The following is a 16,848-nucleotide window of genomic DNA, read 5'->3' as shown; positions in this document are numbered from 1 at the left end:
GCACCCTGCCGGGCTCGGCCTCAGTCGAAGTCGCGACTCGGCAGCAGCCAGTCGTCACTCGGGCGGTGGCCGGCCTGCTCCGCCTGCTGATACTGCGCCACCATCTCGTCGGTGATGGCGGCGAGGGCCTCGTCAACGCTGGGGTGGTCGTCGCTGTTCTCGAAGGAGGGCTCGGCCTGCAGCGGCGTCTGAAGGTAGTGGCTCTGCTCGCAGGTGACGCGCTCGCTGCCGGCCTCGCGATAGCAGCGGATGCGGATCGGCGCTGGGATCTTGCCGAGCTGGAAGTTCATCTCGGTGACCAGGAAGCGCTGCTGGTGAATCAGGGGATGGCGGATGGCAGCCGGGGTGTCCATGGGCGTGAGTCTCCTGGGGATGCGCTAGCCCGCCCGGAAGGGCGTCCCGGTCAACATAGCACCCGACCCACAGGGGGAAAAGGCGAATACCTTGATCTGGGTGCGTTGTCGGGCCCGACAAACTATCCCATGCTTCACCCTTAAAGAGGTTTTCCGGATGCATATTATGCGCCGGCCTGACTGACCCGGAGTGGAGCGTCTCGTGACAAGTTTTCTGCGACCCTGGCGGGTGACCCTGGCGCTGCTGATGGCCGTCGTGTTGTCGAACATGGCCCTGTCGACGTCGGCCCAGGCGGCCGAGTGGCTGCCGGTGGTGTTCCCCGAGGCGGATGCGGTGGGTGAGCCCATCGAGGAGCCGCCGGTGCTACCGGTGCTGCGCGACGGCGAGACCGTAGGCTACGTCTTCGAGACCAACGATATCGCGCCGATTCCCGCCTACTCCGGCCACCCGGTCAACATGCGGGTCGGCATGGCGCTGGACGGCCGCATCACCGGGGTCGAGGTGCTCGACCACTCCGAGCCGATCATGCTGGTGGGGATTCCCGAGACGGTGCTCGACGACTTCGTCGATCAGTATGCCGGCAAGTCGGTGCGCCAGAAGGTGCGCGTAGGCCTGTCGCGTCAGCGGCGCGAGGGCTATGAGCATGTGGACGCCGTCTCCGGTGCCACCGTCACCGTGGTGGTGATGGGCGAGGGAATCATGCGCTCGGCGCGGCGTGTGGCCAGGGAACTGGGCATTCTCGAGGGCAGAGTGGCAGAGCCCGCCACGGTGCGTGAAGAGGTCTTCGAGGAGGCGAGCTGGGAGGCGCTGGTGGAGGAGGGGGCCATCGGCCACCTCCTCCTGACCCGCGGCGAGGTGGACGAGGCCTTTGTCGGCACCGCTGCCGAAGGCGTCGAGGCGCCCCCGGAAGGGCGCGAGGACGAGACCTTCATCGACCTCTATTTCGCCTACCTCAACGTGCCCACCGTGGGTCGCAACCTGCTCGGCGAGCGGCAGTTCGAGCAGCTGATGGATGGCCTCGCAGAGGGCGAGCACGCCCTGGCGATCATGGCCAACGGGCGTTACTCCTTCAAGGGCTCCGGCTTCGTACGCGGCGGCATCTACGACCGCATCATGATCCACCACGGCGGGCGCACCGACCAGTTCCACGATGCCGACATGCGCCGCCTGTGGGGCGTCGAGGCCGAGGGCGCGCCGCGCTTTGCCGAGCGTGACATCTTCATCCTGCGCGAGGAGACCCGCTTCGACCCGGGACAGACCTGGGAGCTGGAGCTGCTGGTGCGCCGCCAGGTCGGCGCCCTGGACACCGAGTTCGCCGGCTTCGACGCCGAGCTCAAGGTGCCCGAGCGCTTCCTGGTGATCCCCGAGCCTGTGGCCGACGCCATGCTCGACGACGAGACGCGCCCGCTGTGGGTCTCGGTGTGGGAAGACCGCGTCATGCATATCGTGGTGCTGAGCGCCGGCCTCGGCCTGCTGACTCTGGTGCTGCTGTTCCAGGACTGGCTGGCCAAGCGGCCGCGTCTGCTGCACACGATTCGCTACAGCTTCCTGGTCTACACCGTGGTGTTCATCGGCTGGTACGCCCTGGCCCAGCTCTCGGTGGTCAACATCCTCACCTTCGCCAACGCCCTGTTCACCGACTTCCAGTGGTCCACCTTCCTGATGGACCCGATGATGTTCATCCTGTGGAGCTTCGTGGCGGTGTCGCTGCTGCTGTGGGGGCGCGGTGTCTACTGCGGTTGGCTGTGCCCCTTCGGCGCCATGCAGGAGCTGATCAGCGCGGTGGCCCTCAAGTTCAAGGTGCCGCAGTTCGAGCTGCCCTTCGCGGTGCACGAGCGGCTGTGGGCGCTCAAGTACATCATCCTGCTGGGGCTGTTCGCCGTCTCCTTGCAGTCCCTGGCTCAGGCCGAGATCTACGCCGAGGTGGAACCCTTCAAGACCGCGGTGCTGCTCAAGTTCCAGCGCGAGTGGGGCTTCGTGCTCTACGCCGTGGTGCTGCTGGTGATCAGTGCCTTCAACCACAAGTTCTTCTGCCGCTATATGTGCCCGCTGGGCGCCGGTCTGGCGATCCCCGCGCGCATTCGCCTGTTCGACTGGCTGCGCCGCCACAAGGAGTGCGGCAAGCCCTGCCAGATCTGCGCTAACGAGTGCCATATCCAGGCGATCCATCCCGACGGGCGGATCAACCCCAACGAGTGCCACTACTGCCTGGATTGCCAGGTGACTTACTACAACGATCGCAAGTGCCCACCCATGGTGGTGCAGCGCAAGAAGCGTGAGAAGGCGACCCGGCTGAGCAGCAAGGTGGCCGAGAGCCAGCGGATTCCCGCCGCCGAGGTGTCCGGAGACGGCGCCTGAGGCGGCCGCCGAGCAGTGAACCGGGAGCAGCATCGGCCCTGGCCGATGCTGCGACGGAAGCAGAAGGTCGACCGCCGAGTCGGCATCGCAAGAAAGCGACAACGAAACGGAGAAGCGTCATGAGCGACAAGCACAAGGGTGACAAGACCACCGGTAGCGTCAACGAGGGGCGCCGCCGCTTTCTGGCGGGTAGCGCCGCGGTGGGCGCAGTCAGCATGGCCGGCGCCGCCGGCGTGGCGGGCGTGGGCGCGATGACTCGCAGCCAGCCGGCCCAGGCGGCCAGTAATGGCAATGGGGCCAGTACCCATGTGGCGCCGGGTGAACTGGACGAATACTACGGCTTCTGGAGTGGCGGACATAACGGTGAGGTTCGCGTCTACGGTGTGCCCTCCATGCGCGAGATCATGCGCATCCCCGTGTTCAACCACTGCTCTGCCACGGGCTGGGGGATGACCAACGAGTCCAAGCGCATCATGGGCGACAGCCATCGCTTCACCAACGGTGATGCCCACCACCCCCATATCAGCTATACCGACGGCAGCCATGACGGCCGCTACCTGTTCATCAACGACAAGGCCAACACCCGCGTGGCCCGCGTCCGTCTCGACGTCTTCAAGACCGACGCCATGGTGACGGTGCCCAACGTCCAGGCCATCCACGGCCTGCGCCTGCAGAAGGCGCCGCGCACCGGCTATGTGTTCGCCAACGGCGAGTACATGATTCCCCAGCCCAACGACGGCCGGGATATCAACGACCCCTCCAAGTACTACACCATGTGGAATGCCATCGACGCCGACACCATGGAGGTGAAGTGGCAGGTCATCGTCGACGGCAACCTCGACAACATGGACGCCGACTACACTGGCAAGTACGCCGCGGCCACCTGCTACAACTCCGAGGGTGCCGTGGACCTGGCCGGCAAGATGCGCGCCGACCGCGACTGGGTGACCATCTTCAGCATCGAGCGTATCGAGGCGGCGGTGGCCGATGGCAACACCATGACCATCGGCGACTCCGATGTGCCGGTGGTGGACGGCCGCAAGAGCTCAGATCTCAACGTCACTCGCTACGTGCCGGTGCCGAAGAACCCCCACGGCCTCAACACCTCCACCGACGGCAAGTACTTCATCGCCGCCGGCAAGCTGTCGCCCACCGTGTCGATGATCGAGATCGCCAGGCTCGATGACCTCTTCGAGGGCAACCTCGACGACGAGCGCGACGTGATCGCCGCCGAGCCGGAGTTGGGCCTCGGGCCGCTGCACACCACCTTCGACGGCCGCGGCAACGCCTACACCACCCTGTTCATCGACAGCCAGGTGGTGAAGTGGAACATGGAAGACGCCGTGCGCCACTACAACGGCGAGGACGTCGACTACATCCGCCAGAAGATCGACGTCCACTACCAGCCGGGCCACAACCACGCGACCCTCTCCGAGTCCAAGGATGCCGATGGCAAATACCTGTTCTCACTGAACAAGTTCTCCAAGGACCGCTTCCTGCCGGTAGGTCCGCTGCACCCCGAGAACGATCAGATGATCGATATCTCCGGCGAAGAGATGGTGTTGCTCCATGACACCCCGACTTTCGCCGAACCCCACGATGCGGTGATCATCCGCCGCGACCAGATCCAGACCAAGCAGGTCTGGGAGCGTGACGACCCCTACTTCGCCGAGACCATCCGCAGGGCCGAGGAGGATGGCGTCAACGTCGAGACCGACAACGAGATCATCCGCGACGGCAACAAGGTGCGGGTCTACATGACCTCGGTAGCGCCCAACTTCGGCATCACCGAGATCCCGGTGAAACAGGGCGACGAGGTGACGGTGACCATCACCAACCTCGACCGCATCGAGGACCTCTCCCATGGCTTCTGCGTCGTGGACCACGGGGTCAGCATGGAGATCAGTCCGCAGCAGACCGCCTCGATCACCTTCACGGCCGACAAGCCCGGGGTGTTCTGGTACTACTGCAACTGGTTCTGCCACGCACTGCATATGGAGATGGTCGGTCGACTGCTGGTCGAGCCGGCATAATCCACCATCGGCAGACACTGCCGGGTCGGCGCACCGCGCCGGTCCGGCAGCTCCTCCCAGACACACAGAGACCACCATGCCAGCGAGATGGTTACTCCCCTTTCTCTTCCTGCTGCCCGGTCTTGCGCTGGCCACCGAATGGCGCGCCGTACCCGGCAAGACCCCGCTGCAGCAGGTGCTGGAAGCCGCCGCACCCGGTGATACGGTGCGGGTATCCGAAGGTGTGCACCTCGGCAACTTCGTGATCGAGGTGCCCATCACCCTGGTCGGCGAGCCCGGCGCCATTCTCGATGGCCAGCGCAGCGGCAGCGTGCTGACCATCGCCGTGCCTGGCGCCACGGTGCGCGACCTGCATATCCGCGAGGACGGTGCCGATATCACCGCCATCGACAGCGGCATCTTCGTGGCCCGCGAGGCCGATGGGGCCGTCATCGAGAACAACCGCATCGAGGCCCGCGGCTTCGGTATCTGGCTGGATGCCGTGCCCAACGTGAAGGTGATCGGCAACCACATCAGCGGCGACACCGCGCTGCGCTCCCAGGATCGCGGCAACGGGCTGCAGCTCTACAACGTCACCGGTGCCGAGATTCGCGACAATGAGGTGTGGGAGGCCCGCGACGGCATCTACATCGACGTCAGCAACCATAACCGGCTGATCGGCAACCTGCTGCGCGACCAGCGCTACGGTGTGCACTACATGTTTTCGCACTCCAACGAGGTGCGTGATAACGAGACCCGCAACAACCGGCTGGGCTATGCGCTGATGCAGTCGCGCCAGCTCGAGGTGGTGGGCAACCGCTCCATTCGCGATCAGAACTACGGCTTCTTGATGAACTTCATCGTCGACTCGGTGATCGCCGAGAATGTCGCCATCGAGGCCCAACGCGGCAGCGTCATGGCAACACCCGACGGTCACGCCATCAGCGGCACCGAGGGCAAGGCGCTGTTCGTCTACAACTCGCTGTTCAACGAAATCCGCGACAACCTCTTCGCCCGCACCGAGATCGGCATCCACATGACCGCCGGCTCCGAGGACAACGAGTTCCACGGTAATGCCTTCGTCGGCAACGAGACACAGGTGAAGTACGTGGCCCTGCGCGAGCAGGAGTGGTCCTTCGAGGGCAGCGGCAACTACTGGAGCGACTACCTGGGCTGGGATCTCAGCGGCGACGGCCTGGGAGATATCCCCTATGAGCCCAACGACTCGGTGGACCGGCTGATATGGACCTACCCCATGGCCAAGATCCTGATGAACAGCCCGGCGGTGCAGGTGCTGCGCTGGGTGCAGCGCGAATTCCCGGTCCTGCGCCCACCGGGCGTGCGCGACAGCCATCCGCTGATGGCCCTTCCCGACTGGATGGTGGAGAGACTGTAATGACCCAACCCGTGATCGAGATGCATGCGGTCGGCAAGTGCTTCGGCAATCTGACCGCCCTCGACGAGGTGAGCCTGACCCTGGGCGAAGGTGAGGTGCTGGGCCTGATGGGCCACAACGGTGCCGGCAAGTCCACGACCATGAAGCTGATCCTTGGCCTGATTCGCCCGACTAGCGGTGAGCTCAAGGTATTTGGCCACAACCCTGGCGGTAGCGCGGCCAATGACCTGCGGCTGCGCCTGGGCTACCTGCCCGAGAACGTGCAGTTCTACGAGCAGCTCAGCGGCTTCGAGGTGCTCGACTACTTCGCCCGGCTCAAGCGTATCGGCTCGGGTGTAGTGAAACCCCTGCTGGAGCGTGTGGGCCTGGGCCACGCCATGCACCGCCGGGTGAAGACCTACTCCAAGGGCATGCGCCAGCGCCTTGGCCTGGCCCAGGCGTTGATCGGCGAGCCGCGGCTGATGCTGCTCGACGAGCCCACCGTAGGGCTGGACCCCATGGCCACCCGTGACTTCTACGGCATGGTCGACGAGCTGCGCGGCCGCGGGGTGAGCGTGATCCTCTGCTCCCACGTGCTGCCGGGCGTGGAGCGCCATATCGACCGCGCGGCGATCCTCGGCCAGGGGCGCATGCTCGCCTCGGGCAGTATCGACGAGCTGCGTGAGGCCGCCGACCTGCCGCTGGTGATGCGCCTGCGCACCGCCCGGGCACCGGAGCGGCTCGCCGAGTCGCTGCGAGCCCATGGCGTGCTGGCGCGGACGGCGGGCGACGGCCGCGTCACCCTCGAGGTGCCGGTCAGGGCCAAGATGGGGGTGCTGCGCCTGCTGATGGACGACCCCGAGGTCTCCGATCTCGACCTGGAGCCACCGACCCTGGAGTCGCTCTATGCCTATTTCGACGGCACCATTCGCGAGCGAGTGGAGGCCGAGCCGGCTCCCGCGCCGGCCTTCGATGCCCAGCAGGGGGTGAGCGCATGAGAAACCTGATGATCGTGGCCGGCAAGGAGTTCCGCGACGGCCTGCGCAACCGCTGGGTGCTGGCGATCACCCTGGTGTTCGGCCTGCTGGCCATCGGCCTGGCCTACTTCGGCGCCGCGGCCTCCGGCCAGGTGGGTTTCACCCGGGTCTCCACCACCATCGTCAGCCTGTCGAGCCTGGCGGTGTTCCTGATCCCGCTGATCGCGCTGATGCTGGCCTACGACAGCATCGTCGGCGAGGACGAGCAGGGCACCCTCTTGCTGCTGCTCACCTACCCCATGAGTCGGGTCGAGATCCTCGCCGGCAAGTTCCTGGGCCATGCGGCGATCCTCGGTGTCTCCACCCTGGTGGGCTTCGGCGTGGCCGGGGCGGTGATCGCCGCCTTCGGCAGCGTGGAGCTGCTCGGTGAGCTGGTGGCGGCCCTGGCGCTGTTCATCCTCTCGGCGATGCTGCTGGGCTGGGCCTTCATCGGCTTCGCCTACCTGATCAGCGTCAGCGTGGCGGAGAAGTCCCGCGCGGCGGGCATCGCCCTGGTGGTGTGGTTCTTCTTCGTCATCGTCTATGATCTGGCGCTGCTGGGGGTGCTGGTGGGCACCGGTGGCCAGGTCAGCGAGGGGCTCTTCCACTACCTGCTGCTGCTCAACCCCACCGACATCTTCCGCATCGTCAACCTGACCTTCTTCGAGGCGGCACGGACCCAGGCGGGCCTGGCCTCCATCGGTGCCGATGCGGCCTTCCATCCAGTGCTGCTGATCGGCGCGCTGCTGGTCTGGGTGGCGGTGCCACTGGGCCTGGCGCTGTGGATCTTTCGCCGCCGTGAGATCTGACAAGGACATCGACGAATGCTGACACGCAGGAAATTCATCATCGTGCTGGGCGGCGTGACCCTGGCGGGGCTCGCCGGCTGCAGTGGCGAGGAGGAGGTGGCCGCGGCCTGCGAGACGCGCCCCTTCCGCGATGACGACGAGTGTGCGGTGTGCGGGATGTTCATCGCCGAGTTTCCGGGACCCAAGGCCCAGGCCTGCCTGCGGGATGGGCGCCTGTTGACCTTCTGCTCCACCGCGGACATGTTCGTCTGGCTGCTGCAGCCCGACTCGGTGCCCCAACTGCGCCAGGCCTTTGTCCACGACATGGGCGCCACCGACTGGGAGCAGCCCTCCGACGACGCCTTCATCCCCGCCAACGTGGCGGTCTACGTGACCGAGCAGCCACTGATGGGCGCCATGGGGCCGACCCTGGCCTCCTTCGGCAACGAGGAAGCGGCCCAGGCCTTCATGGCGGAGCATGAGGGGCGTCTGCTCAGCTATGAGGAGATCGACGTCCAGGTGCTCAACGACCTGGCGCGGGGGCATATCCAGCGCACCATGTAGCGCAGGGTGGCTCCACAGGCGGCTACTCGATAACCGTTGTTCCATAAACCATGACCCATAACCACAGCGCCCCCGACAGCCTGGCTGCCGGGGGCGCTTCGGTTTCCGCTAACTGGCTGGTGGGGCGAGTTGGCCCTCAGAGCACCGGTTCGAGCATGAAGTCCACGGAGGCCTTCACCTCCTCGTCGCTCAGGTTGGTGAAGCCGCCCTTGGCGGGCATGGCGCCAAAGCCTTCGATGGAGTGGGTGTAGAGGGTCTCGATGCCTTGCTCCAGGCGCGGCGCCCAGGCGGCCTCGTCGCCCTTGATGGGCGCGCCGGCGGCACCGGTCATGTGGCAGGCCATGCAGGCCTGGTTGTAGATGGCCTCGCCGTCGGGCTCGGCCTGAACGGCGGCCGAGAGGGCCAGGGCGGCGATGCCGGTCAGGGTCAGGGTGGCCAGTCGCTTCATGAACATGTCTCCAGAATGCATCTTATGGCATTGAAAAAATCGGATGGCGCCGATGCCTCCGATATCTGGGCCCATGATGGCCCAGGGCCTCATGGACAGCCATGACCCATGTCATGGCGGAACTCATCTTCAAGCATCGCCGAGACTGACCGGCAGCGCAAGCCAATCGCGTCAGGAGACCAGCGGCGGGGGGGTGTCGGTCCTGCTGCGGGTCAACGGCTCGATCCTGAGCAGCTGGACCAGCTGCGATTCCTGGGGCCCCAGCATGTCGGCCAGGGTGTACTTGTCGAGCACGGTGAGGAAGGCGCGCAGCGCCTCGGCCAGGATCGGCTTGAGCCGGCAGGCCGGGGTGATCTTGCACTCGTTGGCCTCGCCGAAGCACTCTACCAGTTGCAGGTCATTCTCGGTGTCGCGCACCAGCCTGCCCAGGCGGATCTCCTCGGGCGGCTTCTTGAGCAGCAGCCCGCCGTTCTTGCCACGAACGGCGGTGATATAGCCCTTGTGGCTCAGGTCCTGGACCACCTTCATCAGGTGGTTGCGGGAGACCTCGAAGCTGGTGGCGATCTCATGGATCGTGGAGCGCTCCTCCCCCTTTACCGCCAGGTAGATCAGCACGCGCAGGGAGTAGTCGGTAAAGCGGGTCAGATGCATGGTGGGTGCGGAGACCTCAAGGCTTGATATTAGTCAAACTTAATAAGATAAGAGGGTTCTATTCTAACAGTTTATCGCTCGTTGCCGTGAGGACATCAGCGCCTGCGGCATCGGGTCGCGTCAGCAGGAAGGTCGCCACACCGATGAACAGGGCGGCGGTCAGGACCAGCACCAGCGGCGCCGCACCGCCCAGCCACAGCACCAGCCAGCTGGCCCCCAGCAGTATTAGCGCCAGGTGCTTGGCCCGGTGCGGCACGGCGCGCTGCTCCCGCCAGGCGTGCAGGGTCGGACCCAGGCGCGGATGTTCATGCAGCCATCGGGCCAGCCGGGGCGAGCCCTTGGGCGCGGCCCAGGCCGCCAGCAGCAGGAAGGGGGTGGTGGGCAGAAGCGGCACCACCAGCCCGGCGGTGCCCAGGCCGATGCAGCCGTAGGCCAGCCCGCTCCAGGCGATGCGTGAGACCGAGTGCGTCATGGGACCTCCCACCTGGCGGCGATGCGCAATAAAGAGTATTTTACATGCATGTTAAAGAGTGACGCAAAGCCTTCCTCGAATCGCCGCACGGGTAACGTTTCCACCGCTCCCGCCTGGCGCTGGCTTTTCCCGCTGGCGGCTCTGCACGCCGCCCTGCTGGTGCCGCTCTCGCTGTTATCACTCTATCACCTGCAGGAGTTGCCGCTGCTGGCCTCTCCTGCGGCACATGGTCGCGAACTGCTGTTCGGCTTCGCCCTGACGGTGATCGCCGGCTATCTGCTCGGGCCGCTGCCGACACGCCGGCTGCAGGCGCTGGTCGGGCTGTGGCTGATGGCACGCCTGGGCGGCCTGGCCTGGCCGGGCGCCCTGCCGGTGACACTGGCCGATGCGGGTTTCGTGCTGCTTGTCGCCTGGCACCTGGTGCCGCGCTTCATCGCTGCCAAGAAGTGGCGAAACCGGGTGCTCTCTCCGCTGCTCGGGTTGCTCTGCCTGTTGGCCCTGGTCACCCTGACCTGGCGCCACCTGGGCGTCATGCCGACCACCACGCTGGTGATGCACCAGGGGGTGCTGTGGCTGGTGCTGCTGATGGTGTTCATGGGCGGACGGTTGCTGGCACCGGCGGTCAACGGCTACCTGATGGCCAGCCGACGCCAGGCCGGTGCGGGGGTCCAGCCGCGTATCGAAGCGGCGCTGATCCTGCTGCTGGGCGTGACGCCACTGCTGATGCTGTGGTCACCGCTGCGGCCCCTGGCGGCGGGCCTGGTACTGGCGGCGGGGCTGCTGGTGCTGTGGCGGCTGTGGCGCTGGCGGCCCTGGGCCTGCCGGGGGCGTCCCGACCTGCTGGGGCTGATGGTCGGCTACGCCTGGCTCGGCGCGGGCCTGCTGCTGCTGGCCCGGGCCTGGTGGCAGCAGCCCCATGCCAGCGCCACCCTGCACGCCTTCACCATCGGTGCCCTCGGCACCCTGGCCTCCGGCATCATGCTGCGCCAGGCGATCCTGCGCGCCAAGGCGCGCCCCGAGGCGGAGCCGCTGCTGCTGCCGCTGGCGCTGCTGTTCACTCTCGCCGCGGTGTTGCGTCTGCTGGCGCTGGATGCCGGATCGGGCTGGCTACACCTGCTGTGGGGATCGGCACTCGCCTGGAGCCTGGCCTGGGGGCTCGCCGCCTGGCGCCTGGTCCACTGGTGTCGGCGTACGGTGCGCCGCCCCCGTCGGCTTGATCCAGATCAGCTACCTCGAGAAGGGTACCGACGCGTCGGGCCCTGAATGGCATACTCTGCCCATGCGGCGGCGCCCGCGGCGCCGCCATCCGGTTAAAGAGGCTGTTTCACGATGCAAGACGACCTGCTGTTCGATCGCCCCCTGGTGGAGAAGTATGACCGTCCGGGGCCACGCTATACCTCCTATCCCACGGCGCCCCAGTTCCATGCGGCCTTCGCCGAGGATGACTACCGCGCCGCGGCCGAGCGCAGCAACCGGGCCGAGACGCCCAAGTCGCTGTCGGTCTACGTGCACATCCCGTTCTGCAAGAGCCTCTGCTACTACTGCGCCTGCAACAAGATCATCACCCACAACACCGAGCGAGCCGCCGAGTATCTCGAGTGGCTCAAGCAGGAGATCCGCGTCCAGGGCGCGCTCTTCGACGAGTCGCGGCGCATGACCCAGTTGCACCTGGGCGGCGGCACGCCCACCTACCTGAGCAACGCCCAGCTCGGCGAGCTGATGGCGGCGCTGGACGAGGCCTTCCACTTCGCCCCGCCCGCCGAGCGCGAGTTCTCCTTGGAGGTGGACCCGCGCACCGTGACCCCCGAGCAGATCCATGAGCTCTACGCCCTGGGCTTCAATCGCCTGAGCTTCGGGGTGCAGGACTTCGACCGCCAGGTCCAGGAGGCGGTGAACCGCCTGCAGAGCGAGGAGCAGGTGGTGGAACTGGTCCAGGCGGCCCGCGACGCCGGCTTCCAGTCGGTGAGCGTCGACCTGATCTACGGCCTGCCGCTGCAGACGGTGGCCAGCTTCGACACCACCCTGAGCAAGATCATTGCCCTGGGGCCGGACCGCATCGCTACCTACAGCTATGCCCACCTGCCGGAGCTGTTCAAGGCCCAGCGGCTGATCCGCCCCGAGGACATGCCGCCGCCGGAGCGCAAGCTGGAGCTGCTGGAGCTGACCATCCGCCGCCTTACCGCCGCCGGCTACGTCTATATCGGCATGGACCACTTCGCCCTGCCCGACGACGAGCTCTCCCTGGCCCGGGAGAACGGCACCCTGCAGCGCAACTTCCAGGGTTACTCCACCCACGCCGACTGCGACATGATCGCCCTGGGCATCACCTCCATCGGCAAGGTCGGCGACACCTACAGCCAGAACGTCAAGGAGACCGCCCAGTACCAGCATCGCCTGCAAGAGGGCCAGCTGCCGGTATTCCGCGGCTATCGGCTCAGCGACGATGACCGCCTGCGCCGCGACGTCATCAATGCCCTGATGTGCCACAACCGCATCGATTTCGCCGCCATCGAAGCCGCCCACGGCATCGTCTTCCGCGACACTTTCGCCGACGCCCTGGTGCAGCTGCAGGAGATGGCCGACGACGGCCTGCTGGCGATCCGCGAGGGCGAGATCGAGGTGCTGCCCACCGGCCGGCTGATGATGCGCAATGCCGCCATGGCCTTCGACGCCTACCTGACGAAGAGCCAGGGTCGCTACTCCCGGACCGTCTAGCCCCCACTCGCGGCATGGCCGCGGGGATCCATCGCACGCCGCCTCGTCATCGACGGGAGCGGCGTCCTTGCGTGGCGGCGCGCCAGGCCGGGCGTCTTCGCTGTCAAATGAAAATGGGTCATGATGCCGCCGCCCCTGCACCAGATATGGGGCTTGCCGAGGCGATATGGTCTATATATGGTAGGCTGGCCGCAGATGATCGAGGGCTGCTCGGCGACATGATGCATGTCAGTGCAGCCCCGGGAGCACCGGCCTAGGATGAACAGTTCGGTGGCTTCGGCCGCATGGTACCCCCTCAGGAGAGCTGTCATGTCCCTGCCGTTGTTGCCTTTACCGTTACAGACCCTGCCGCGTCTTCCCGCCCCCGCCCGCCTGATTCGCGCCGCCGATCCGCGCGTGCCGGTCGGCGTCAAGCGCCGCCTGGTGGAGCCGCTGCTCAACCGCACCTTCGCCGAGCCCCTCGCCGAGGGGGAGTTCGACGCCCTCGAAGGGCGTCGCATCACCCTGTCCATCGAGGATCTCGGCGTGGCGCTGACCCTTACCCTCGAGAACGAGCGTCTGCGGTTGTGTACCGAGCCTGGCGAGGCCACCATCCGCGGCGGCTGGCGCGAGTTCCTCTGCCTGGCCACCCGCCGCGAGGATCCTGACGCGCTGTTCTTCCAGCGTCGGCTGCTGATCGAGGGCGATACCGAGCTGGGCCTGATGGTCAAGAACCTCCTCGATGGTCGTGAGGAGGGGCTGGCCCAGGGCCCCTTCGGTGAGCTGCTGGTTCGCCTGGAGCGGCTGGCGAGACGCACGACCTGACCTTTTTCGATTAACGTATTATTCCGGAGCCATCCGCATGAGCACTTCCACCAAGGCCGTGACGTCATCCAGCGAGGTCCCCCTGCAGGTGCCGTCTCGCGATATCTGGGACTCCAAGTACCGCCTCAAGGACCGTCATGGCAAGCCCGTGGACAAGGACGTGGGTGCCACCTGGGAGCGGGTGGCTCGGGCCCTGGCCGCGGTGGAAGGCGACAAGGCCGACGAGTGGCTGCCGAAGTTCCGCTGGGCGTTGGAGAATGGCGCCATCCCTGCCGGGCGCATCATGTCCAACGCCGGCGCCGAGGCCTACAAGCCGTCGGTGAGCCTGATCAACTGCACGGTGTCGCGCACCATCCGCGACTCCATGCACGACATTCTCGACTCCGTGGTAGACGCCGGCATGACCCTCAAGGCGGGCTGCGGCATCGGCTACGACTTCTCCACCCTTCGCCACAAGGGCGCCTTCGTGTTCGGCGCCGGTGCCGGCACCAACGGCCCCCTGGCGTTCATGGATATCTACGACAAGATGTGCTTCACGGTGGCCTCCGCCGGCGGACGCCGCGGCGCCCAGATGGGCACCTTCGATGTCGGCCACCCGGACGTGCGCCAGTTCATCGAGGCCAAGCGTGAGGCGGGCCGCCTGCGTCAGTTCAACCTCAGCCTGCTGATCACCGACGAGTTCATGGAGGCGGTGAAACAGGACGCCGACTGGCCGCTGGCCTTCCCGCTGCACGCCGGGGAGAAGGATGACGTCGAACAGAGCGAGCTGATCTACCGCGACTGGCCGGTGGTAGAAGAGGGCTACACCGTCGACGCCGAGGGCCGCGTGGCCTGCCGCATCGTCGAGGTGATCAAGGCCCGCGAGCTGTGGGACACCATCATGAGCTCCACCTATGACTTTGCCGAGCCGGGTTTCATCCTGATCGACCAGGTCAACCGCATGAACAACAACTGGTTCTGCGAGGAGATCCGTGCCACCAACCCCTGCGTGACCGCGGATACCTGGGTACAAACCACCGAGGGGCCGCGTCAGGTCGCGCAGCTTATCGGTCGTTCCTTTACCGCCGTGATCGATGGTGAGGCCCATCACAGCGGACCGGAGGGATTCTTTCCTACGGCAACCAAGCCGGTGATTCGTCTCCAGACGGCCGAAGGCTACAGCCTAAAGTTGACCCCTGACCACCGAGTGCGGCGGGTGTCAGCCTTTACTCGCTATCGTACGGAGACGGAGTGGTGTGCCGCAGGAGAGCTGCAGGTCGGCGACCGCGTATTGCTCAATGACCATCGTGATGCCCCTGAGTGGGGAGGCCAGCTCGATGAGTCGCAGGGCTATCTCCTGGGACTTTTGGTCGGCGATGGCACGCTCAAGAGCGACAAGGCGGTACTGTCCGTATGGTCGCAAGCAGCCGTGGCCAACGGTGACGATGGCGCTCTGAGCGAGGGAGTGCGTTCCGTCATGGCGCGGGCAGAAGCGGCAGCGAGAACCCTGCCGCATCGCGCCGATTTTGCCGGCTGGCAACAGGTAAATGGGCGCGCGGAGTATCGTCTGTCGACCGCAGCGCTTCGTGACCTGGCACTTCAGCTGGGCATGCGTCCCGGCGCCAAGACGATCACACCTGAGCTGGAGCAGGCGTCATCGAGCGCCTACGCAGGGTTCCTGCGCGGCTTCTTTGATGCCGATGGATCGGTTCAAGGCAGTCAGGAAAAGGGGGTCAGTGTTCGGCTGTCACAGTCCGACCTTCCTCGTCTCGAGGCCGTGCAACGGATGCTGCACCGATTGGGTATCGTCTCCACGATCTACCGTGATCGGCGCCAGGCATCGAATCGCCAGCTGCCCGATGGGCATGGTGGGCATCGGGAATATGCCACCCTGCCTCAGCATGAGTTGGTCATCGGTGGCGAGAACCTCGAACATTTCGCCTCGCGTATTGGCTTTGGTGATCGTGACAAGCAGGCGCGCTTGGAGACTCTCCTGGAAGGCTACCGCCGTCGCCTCAATCGAGAGCGTTTTGTGGCTCGAGTCGTGGGTCATGAAGAAGCGGGTGTCGAAGAGGTCTATGATGTCCAGGTGCCGGGCCTAAATACTTTCGATGCTAATTGTTTTCATGCTCATAATTGCGGTGAGCAACCATTGCCGCCGGAGGGCGCCTGCCTGCTGGGCTCGGTCAACCTGACCCGCTTCGTCATCGACCCCTTCGGCAAGCAGCCGCGCTTCGACTGGGAACGCTATCGCCAGGTGGTGGCGATCTTCACCCGCATGCTCGACAACGTGGTGGAGATCAGCGGCCTGCCGCTTTCCGGCCAGCGCCGCGAGATCGAGGCCAAGCGCCGCCACGGCATGGGCTTCCTCGGCCTGGGTTCGACCATGACCATGCTCAAGATCCCCTACGGCTCGCCGGAGTCGCTGGCCTTCACCGAGGAGGTGAGCCGCAACCTGGCCATCGAGGGCTGGAAGCAGGCGCTGGAACTCTCCCGGGAGAAGGGCATGGCCCCGGCGCTTGCCGAGGATGTCGAGATCACCCCGAAGATGATGCGCGAGCGCCCCGAGCTCAAGAAGGACGGCTACGAGGTCGGCGACAAGGTGCCGGGCCGCATCCTGCATGCGCGCTATAGCCGCTACATGCAGAAGGTCGCCGAGGTGGAGCCGGAGCTGGTCGCGGCGCTTGCCGAACACGGCGCGCGCTTCACCCACCACAGCTCCATCGCGCCGACCGGTACCATCTCGCTGTCGCTGGGCAACAACGCTTCCAACGGCATCGAGCCGTCCTTCTCGCACCGTTACTTCCGCAACGTGATCCAGGCGGGCAAGAAGACCAAGGAGCAGGTTGAGGTGGTCTCCTTCGAGCTGGCGGCCTACCGCCACTTCATCGCCGCCGACGCGGTGGAGAGCGACCTGCCGGCCTACTTCATCACCGCCGATGCGGTGAGCCCGAAGCAGCACGTGGCGGTGCAGGCCGCCGCCCAGGCCTGGGTCGATTCGGCGATCTCCAAGACGGTGAACGTGCCCACCGACTTCCCCTTCGAGGAGTTCAAGGACCTCTACCTGGACGCCTACGCCAGCCAGCTCAAGGGCTGCACCACCTTCCGCTTCAACCCGGAGGCCTTCCAGGGCGTGCTGGTGCGCGAGGACGACCTCAAGAACACCACCTATGTGTTCGAGCTGGAGAACGGTGAGACCGTGGAGCTGGCCGGTGACGAGAAGATCATCTACGACGGTGAAGAGCACAACGCGGCGAACCTCTATGACGCGCTGAAGGAAGGCACCTATGGCAAGTGGTAAGCCGTTCCACC

General features: G+C 65.9%; 14 protein-coding genes. 10 read left to right on the top strand and 4 right to left on the bottom strand.

All coding sequences use genetic code 11. The annotated features are described in order from the left end of the window. Window positions 1–20 precede the first annotated feature (20 nt). Entirely contained in the window at window positions 21–353 is a 333-nt protein-coding gene (locus tag ACM26W_RS19065; RefSeq protein ID WP_416138533.1) for a hypothetical protein, read from the bottom strand. Window positions 354–555: 202 nt separating this feature from the next. Here ACM26W_RS19065 and nosR point away from each other — a divergent pair, with 202 nt between their 5' ends. From nosR to ACM26W_RS19035, 6 genes are all read left to right on the top strand, one after another. Beyond that, window positions 556–2,712, top strand: coding sequence for a transcriptional regulator NosR (gene nosR / locus ACM26W_RS19060; RefSeq protein ID WP_416138532.1), 2,157 nt, complete (start codon window positions 556–558; stop codon window positions 2,710–2,712). 119 nt (window positions 2,713–2,831) lie between these two features. After that, window positions 2,832–4,745, top strand: a complete 1,914-nt coding sequence (nosZ, locus tag ACM26W_RS19055; protein ID WP_416138531.1) for a TAT-dependent nitrous-oxide reductase — start codon at window positions 2,832–2,834, stop codon at window positions 4,743–4,745. 76 nt (window positions 4,746–4,821) lie between these two features. Further along, window positions 4,822–6,120: a nitrous oxide reductase family maturation protein NosD gene (locus ACM26W_RS19050; protein WP_416138530.1), complete on the top strand. Its 1,299-nt coding sequence runs from the start codon at window positions 4,822–4,824 to the stop codon at window positions 6,118–6,120. Then, a complete protein-coding gene (locus ACM26W_RS19045; protein ID WP_416138529.1) occupies window positions 6,120–7,097 on the top strand; it encodes an ABC transporter ATP-binding protein in 978 nt (325 codons plus the stop codon). The genes ACM26W_RS19050 and ACM26W_RS19045 overlap by 1 nt, the downstream gene beginning before the upstream one ends. Further along, window positions 7,094–7,924 carry an ABC transporter permease subunit gene (locus ACM26W_RS19040; RefSeq protein ID WP_416138528.1) on the top strand — a complete coding sequence of 277 codons (831 nt, stop codon included), beginning with the start codon at window positions 7,094–7,096 and terminating at the stop codon, window positions 7,922–7,924. The genes ACM26W_RS19045 and ACM26W_RS19040 overlap by 4 nt, the downstream gene beginning before the upstream one ends. 15 nt (window positions 7,925–7,939) lie before the next feature. Continuing rightward, complete coding sequence (locus tag ACM26W_RS19035; RefSeq protein ID WP_416138527.1) at window positions 7,940–8,467, top strand: nitrous oxide reductase accessory protein NosL; 528 nt, start codon at window positions 7,940–7,942, stop codon at window positions 8,465–8,467. Window positions 8,468–8,603: 136 nt separating this feature from the next. Here ACM26W_RS19035 and ACM26W_RS19030 read toward each other — a convergent pair whose 3' ends face one another. From ACM26W_RS19030 to ACM26W_RS19020, 3 genes are all read right to left on the bottom strand, one after another. Further along, the gene (locus ACM26W_RS19030; RefSeq protein ID WP_416138526.1) at window positions 8,604–8,915 is read right to left on the bottom strand and encodes a c-type cytochrome; all 312 of its coding nucleotides are present in this window, start codon (window positions 8,913–8,915) and stop codon (window positions 8,604–8,606) included. A gap of 171 nt (window positions 8,916–9,086) precedes the next feature. Next, the gene (locus tag ACM26W_RS19025) at window positions 9,087–9,566 is read right to left on the bottom strand and encodes an Rrf2 family transcriptional regulator (protein ID WP_416138525.1); all 480 of its coding nucleotides are present in this window, start codon (window positions 9,564–9,566) and stop codon (window positions 9,087–9,089) included. A 58-nt stretch (window positions 9,567–9,624) separates the two neighbouring features. Then, window positions 9,625–10,038, bottom strand: coding sequence for a YbaN family protein (locus tag ACM26W_RS19020; RefSeq protein ID WP_416138524.1), 414 nt, complete (start codon window positions 10,036–10,038; stop codon window positions 9,625–9,627). Between the two features lie 48 nt (window positions 10,039–10,086). Here ACM26W_RS19020 and ACM26W_RS19015 point away from each other — a divergent pair, with 48 nt between their 5' ends. From ACM26W_RS19015 to ACM26W_RS19000, 4 genes are all read left to right on the top strand, one after another. Next, window positions 10,087–11,301, top strand: coding sequence for an NnrS family protein (locus ACM26W_RS19015; RefSeq protein ID WP_416138523.1), 1,215 nt, complete (start codon window positions 10,087–10,089; stop codon window positions 11,299–11,301). A gap of 66 nt (window positions 11,302–11,367) precedes the next feature. After that, window positions 11,368–12,753, top strand: a complete 1,386-nt coding sequence (hemN, locus tag ACM26W_RS19010; RefSeq protein WP_416138522.1) for an oxygen-independent coproporphyrinogen III oxidase — start codon at window positions 11,368–11,370, stop codon at window positions 12,751–12,753. Between the two features lie 309 nt (window positions 12,754–13,062). Then, window positions 13,063–13,557: a ubiquinone anaerobic biosynthesis accessory factor UbiT gene (gene ubiT, locus ACM26W_RS19005; protein ID WP_416138521.1), complete on the top strand. Its 495-nt coding sequence runs from the start codon at window positions 13,063–13,065 to the stop codon at window positions 13,555–13,557. A gap of 37 nt (window positions 13,558–13,594) precedes the next feature. Continuing rightward, the gene (locus tag ACM26W_RS19000) at window positions 13,595–16,837 is read left to right on the top strand and encodes an LAGLIDADG family homing endonuclease (RefSeq protein ID WP_416138520.1); all 3,243 of its coding nucleotides are present in this window, start codon (window positions 13,595–13,597) and stop codon (window positions 16,835–16,837) included. The last annotated feature ends 11 nt before the right edge of the window (window positions 16,838–16,848 follow it).

The organism is Halomonas sp. HK25 (assembly GCF_047795635.1).
In the GTDB taxonomy this organism is placed as follows: Bacteria; Pseudomonadota; Gammaproteobacteria; order Pseudomonadales; family Halomonadaceae; genus Halomonas.
Note: the sequence above shows the minus strand (reverse complement) of the source record. Positions and strands in the feature narration are given on the sequence as shown.

Bases quoted from the DNA above. Each gene is read 5' to 3' on its own strand.
- ACM26W_RS19035 (WP_416138527.1), top strand. From the start codon at position 7,940: ATGCTGACACGCAGGAAATTCATCATCGTGCTGGGCGGCGTGACCCTG.
- ACM26W_RS19045 (WP_416138529.1), top strand. From the start codon at position 6,120: ATGACCCAACCCGTGATCGAGATGCATGCGGTCGGCAAGTGCTTCGGC.
- nosZ (WP_416138531.1), top strand. From the start codon at position 2,832: ATGAGCGACAAGCACAAGGGTGACAAGACCACCGGTAGCGTCAACGAG.
- ACM26W_RS19030 (WP_416138526.1), bottom strand. From the start codon at position 8,915: ATGAAGCGACTGGCCACCCTGACCCTGACCGGCATCGCCGCCCTGGCC.
- ACM26W_RS19050 (WP_416138530.1), top strand. From the start codon at position 4,822: ATGCCAGCGAGATGGTTACTCCCCTTTCTCTTCCTGCTGCCCGGTCTT.
- ACM26W_RS19025 (WP_416138525.1), bottom strand. From the start codon at position 9,566: ATGCATCTGACCCGCTTTACCGACTACTCCCTGCGCGTGCTGATCTAC.
- hemN (WP_416138522.1), top strand. From the start codon at position 11,368: ATGCAAGACGACCTGCTGTTCGATCGCCCCCTGGTGGAGAAGTATGAC.
- ACM26W_RS19040 (WP_416138528.1), top strand. From the start codon at position 7,094: ATGAGAAACCTGATGATCGTGGCCGGCAAGGAGTTCCGCGACGGCCTG.
- ACM26W_RS19020 (WP_416138524.1), bottom strand. From the start codon at position 10,038: ATGACGCACTCGGTCTCACGCATCGCCTGGAGCGGGCTGGCCTACGGC.
- ubiT (WP_416138521.1), top strand. From the start codon at position 13,063: ATGTCCCTGCCGTTGTTGCCTTTACCGTTACAGACCCTGCCGCGTCTT.
- ACM26W_RS19000 (WP_416138520.1), top strand. From the start codon at position 13,595: ATGAGCACTTCCACCAAGGCCGTGACGTCATCCAGCGAGGTCCCCCTG.
- ACM26W_RS19065 (WP_416138533.1), bottom strand. From the start codon at position 353: ATGGACACCCCGGCTGCCATCCGCCATCCCCTGATTCACCAGCAGCGC.
- ACM26W_RS19015 (WP_416138523.1), top strand. From the start codon at position 10,087: ATGTTAAAGAGTGACGCAAAGCCTTCCTCGAATCGCCGCACGGGTAAC.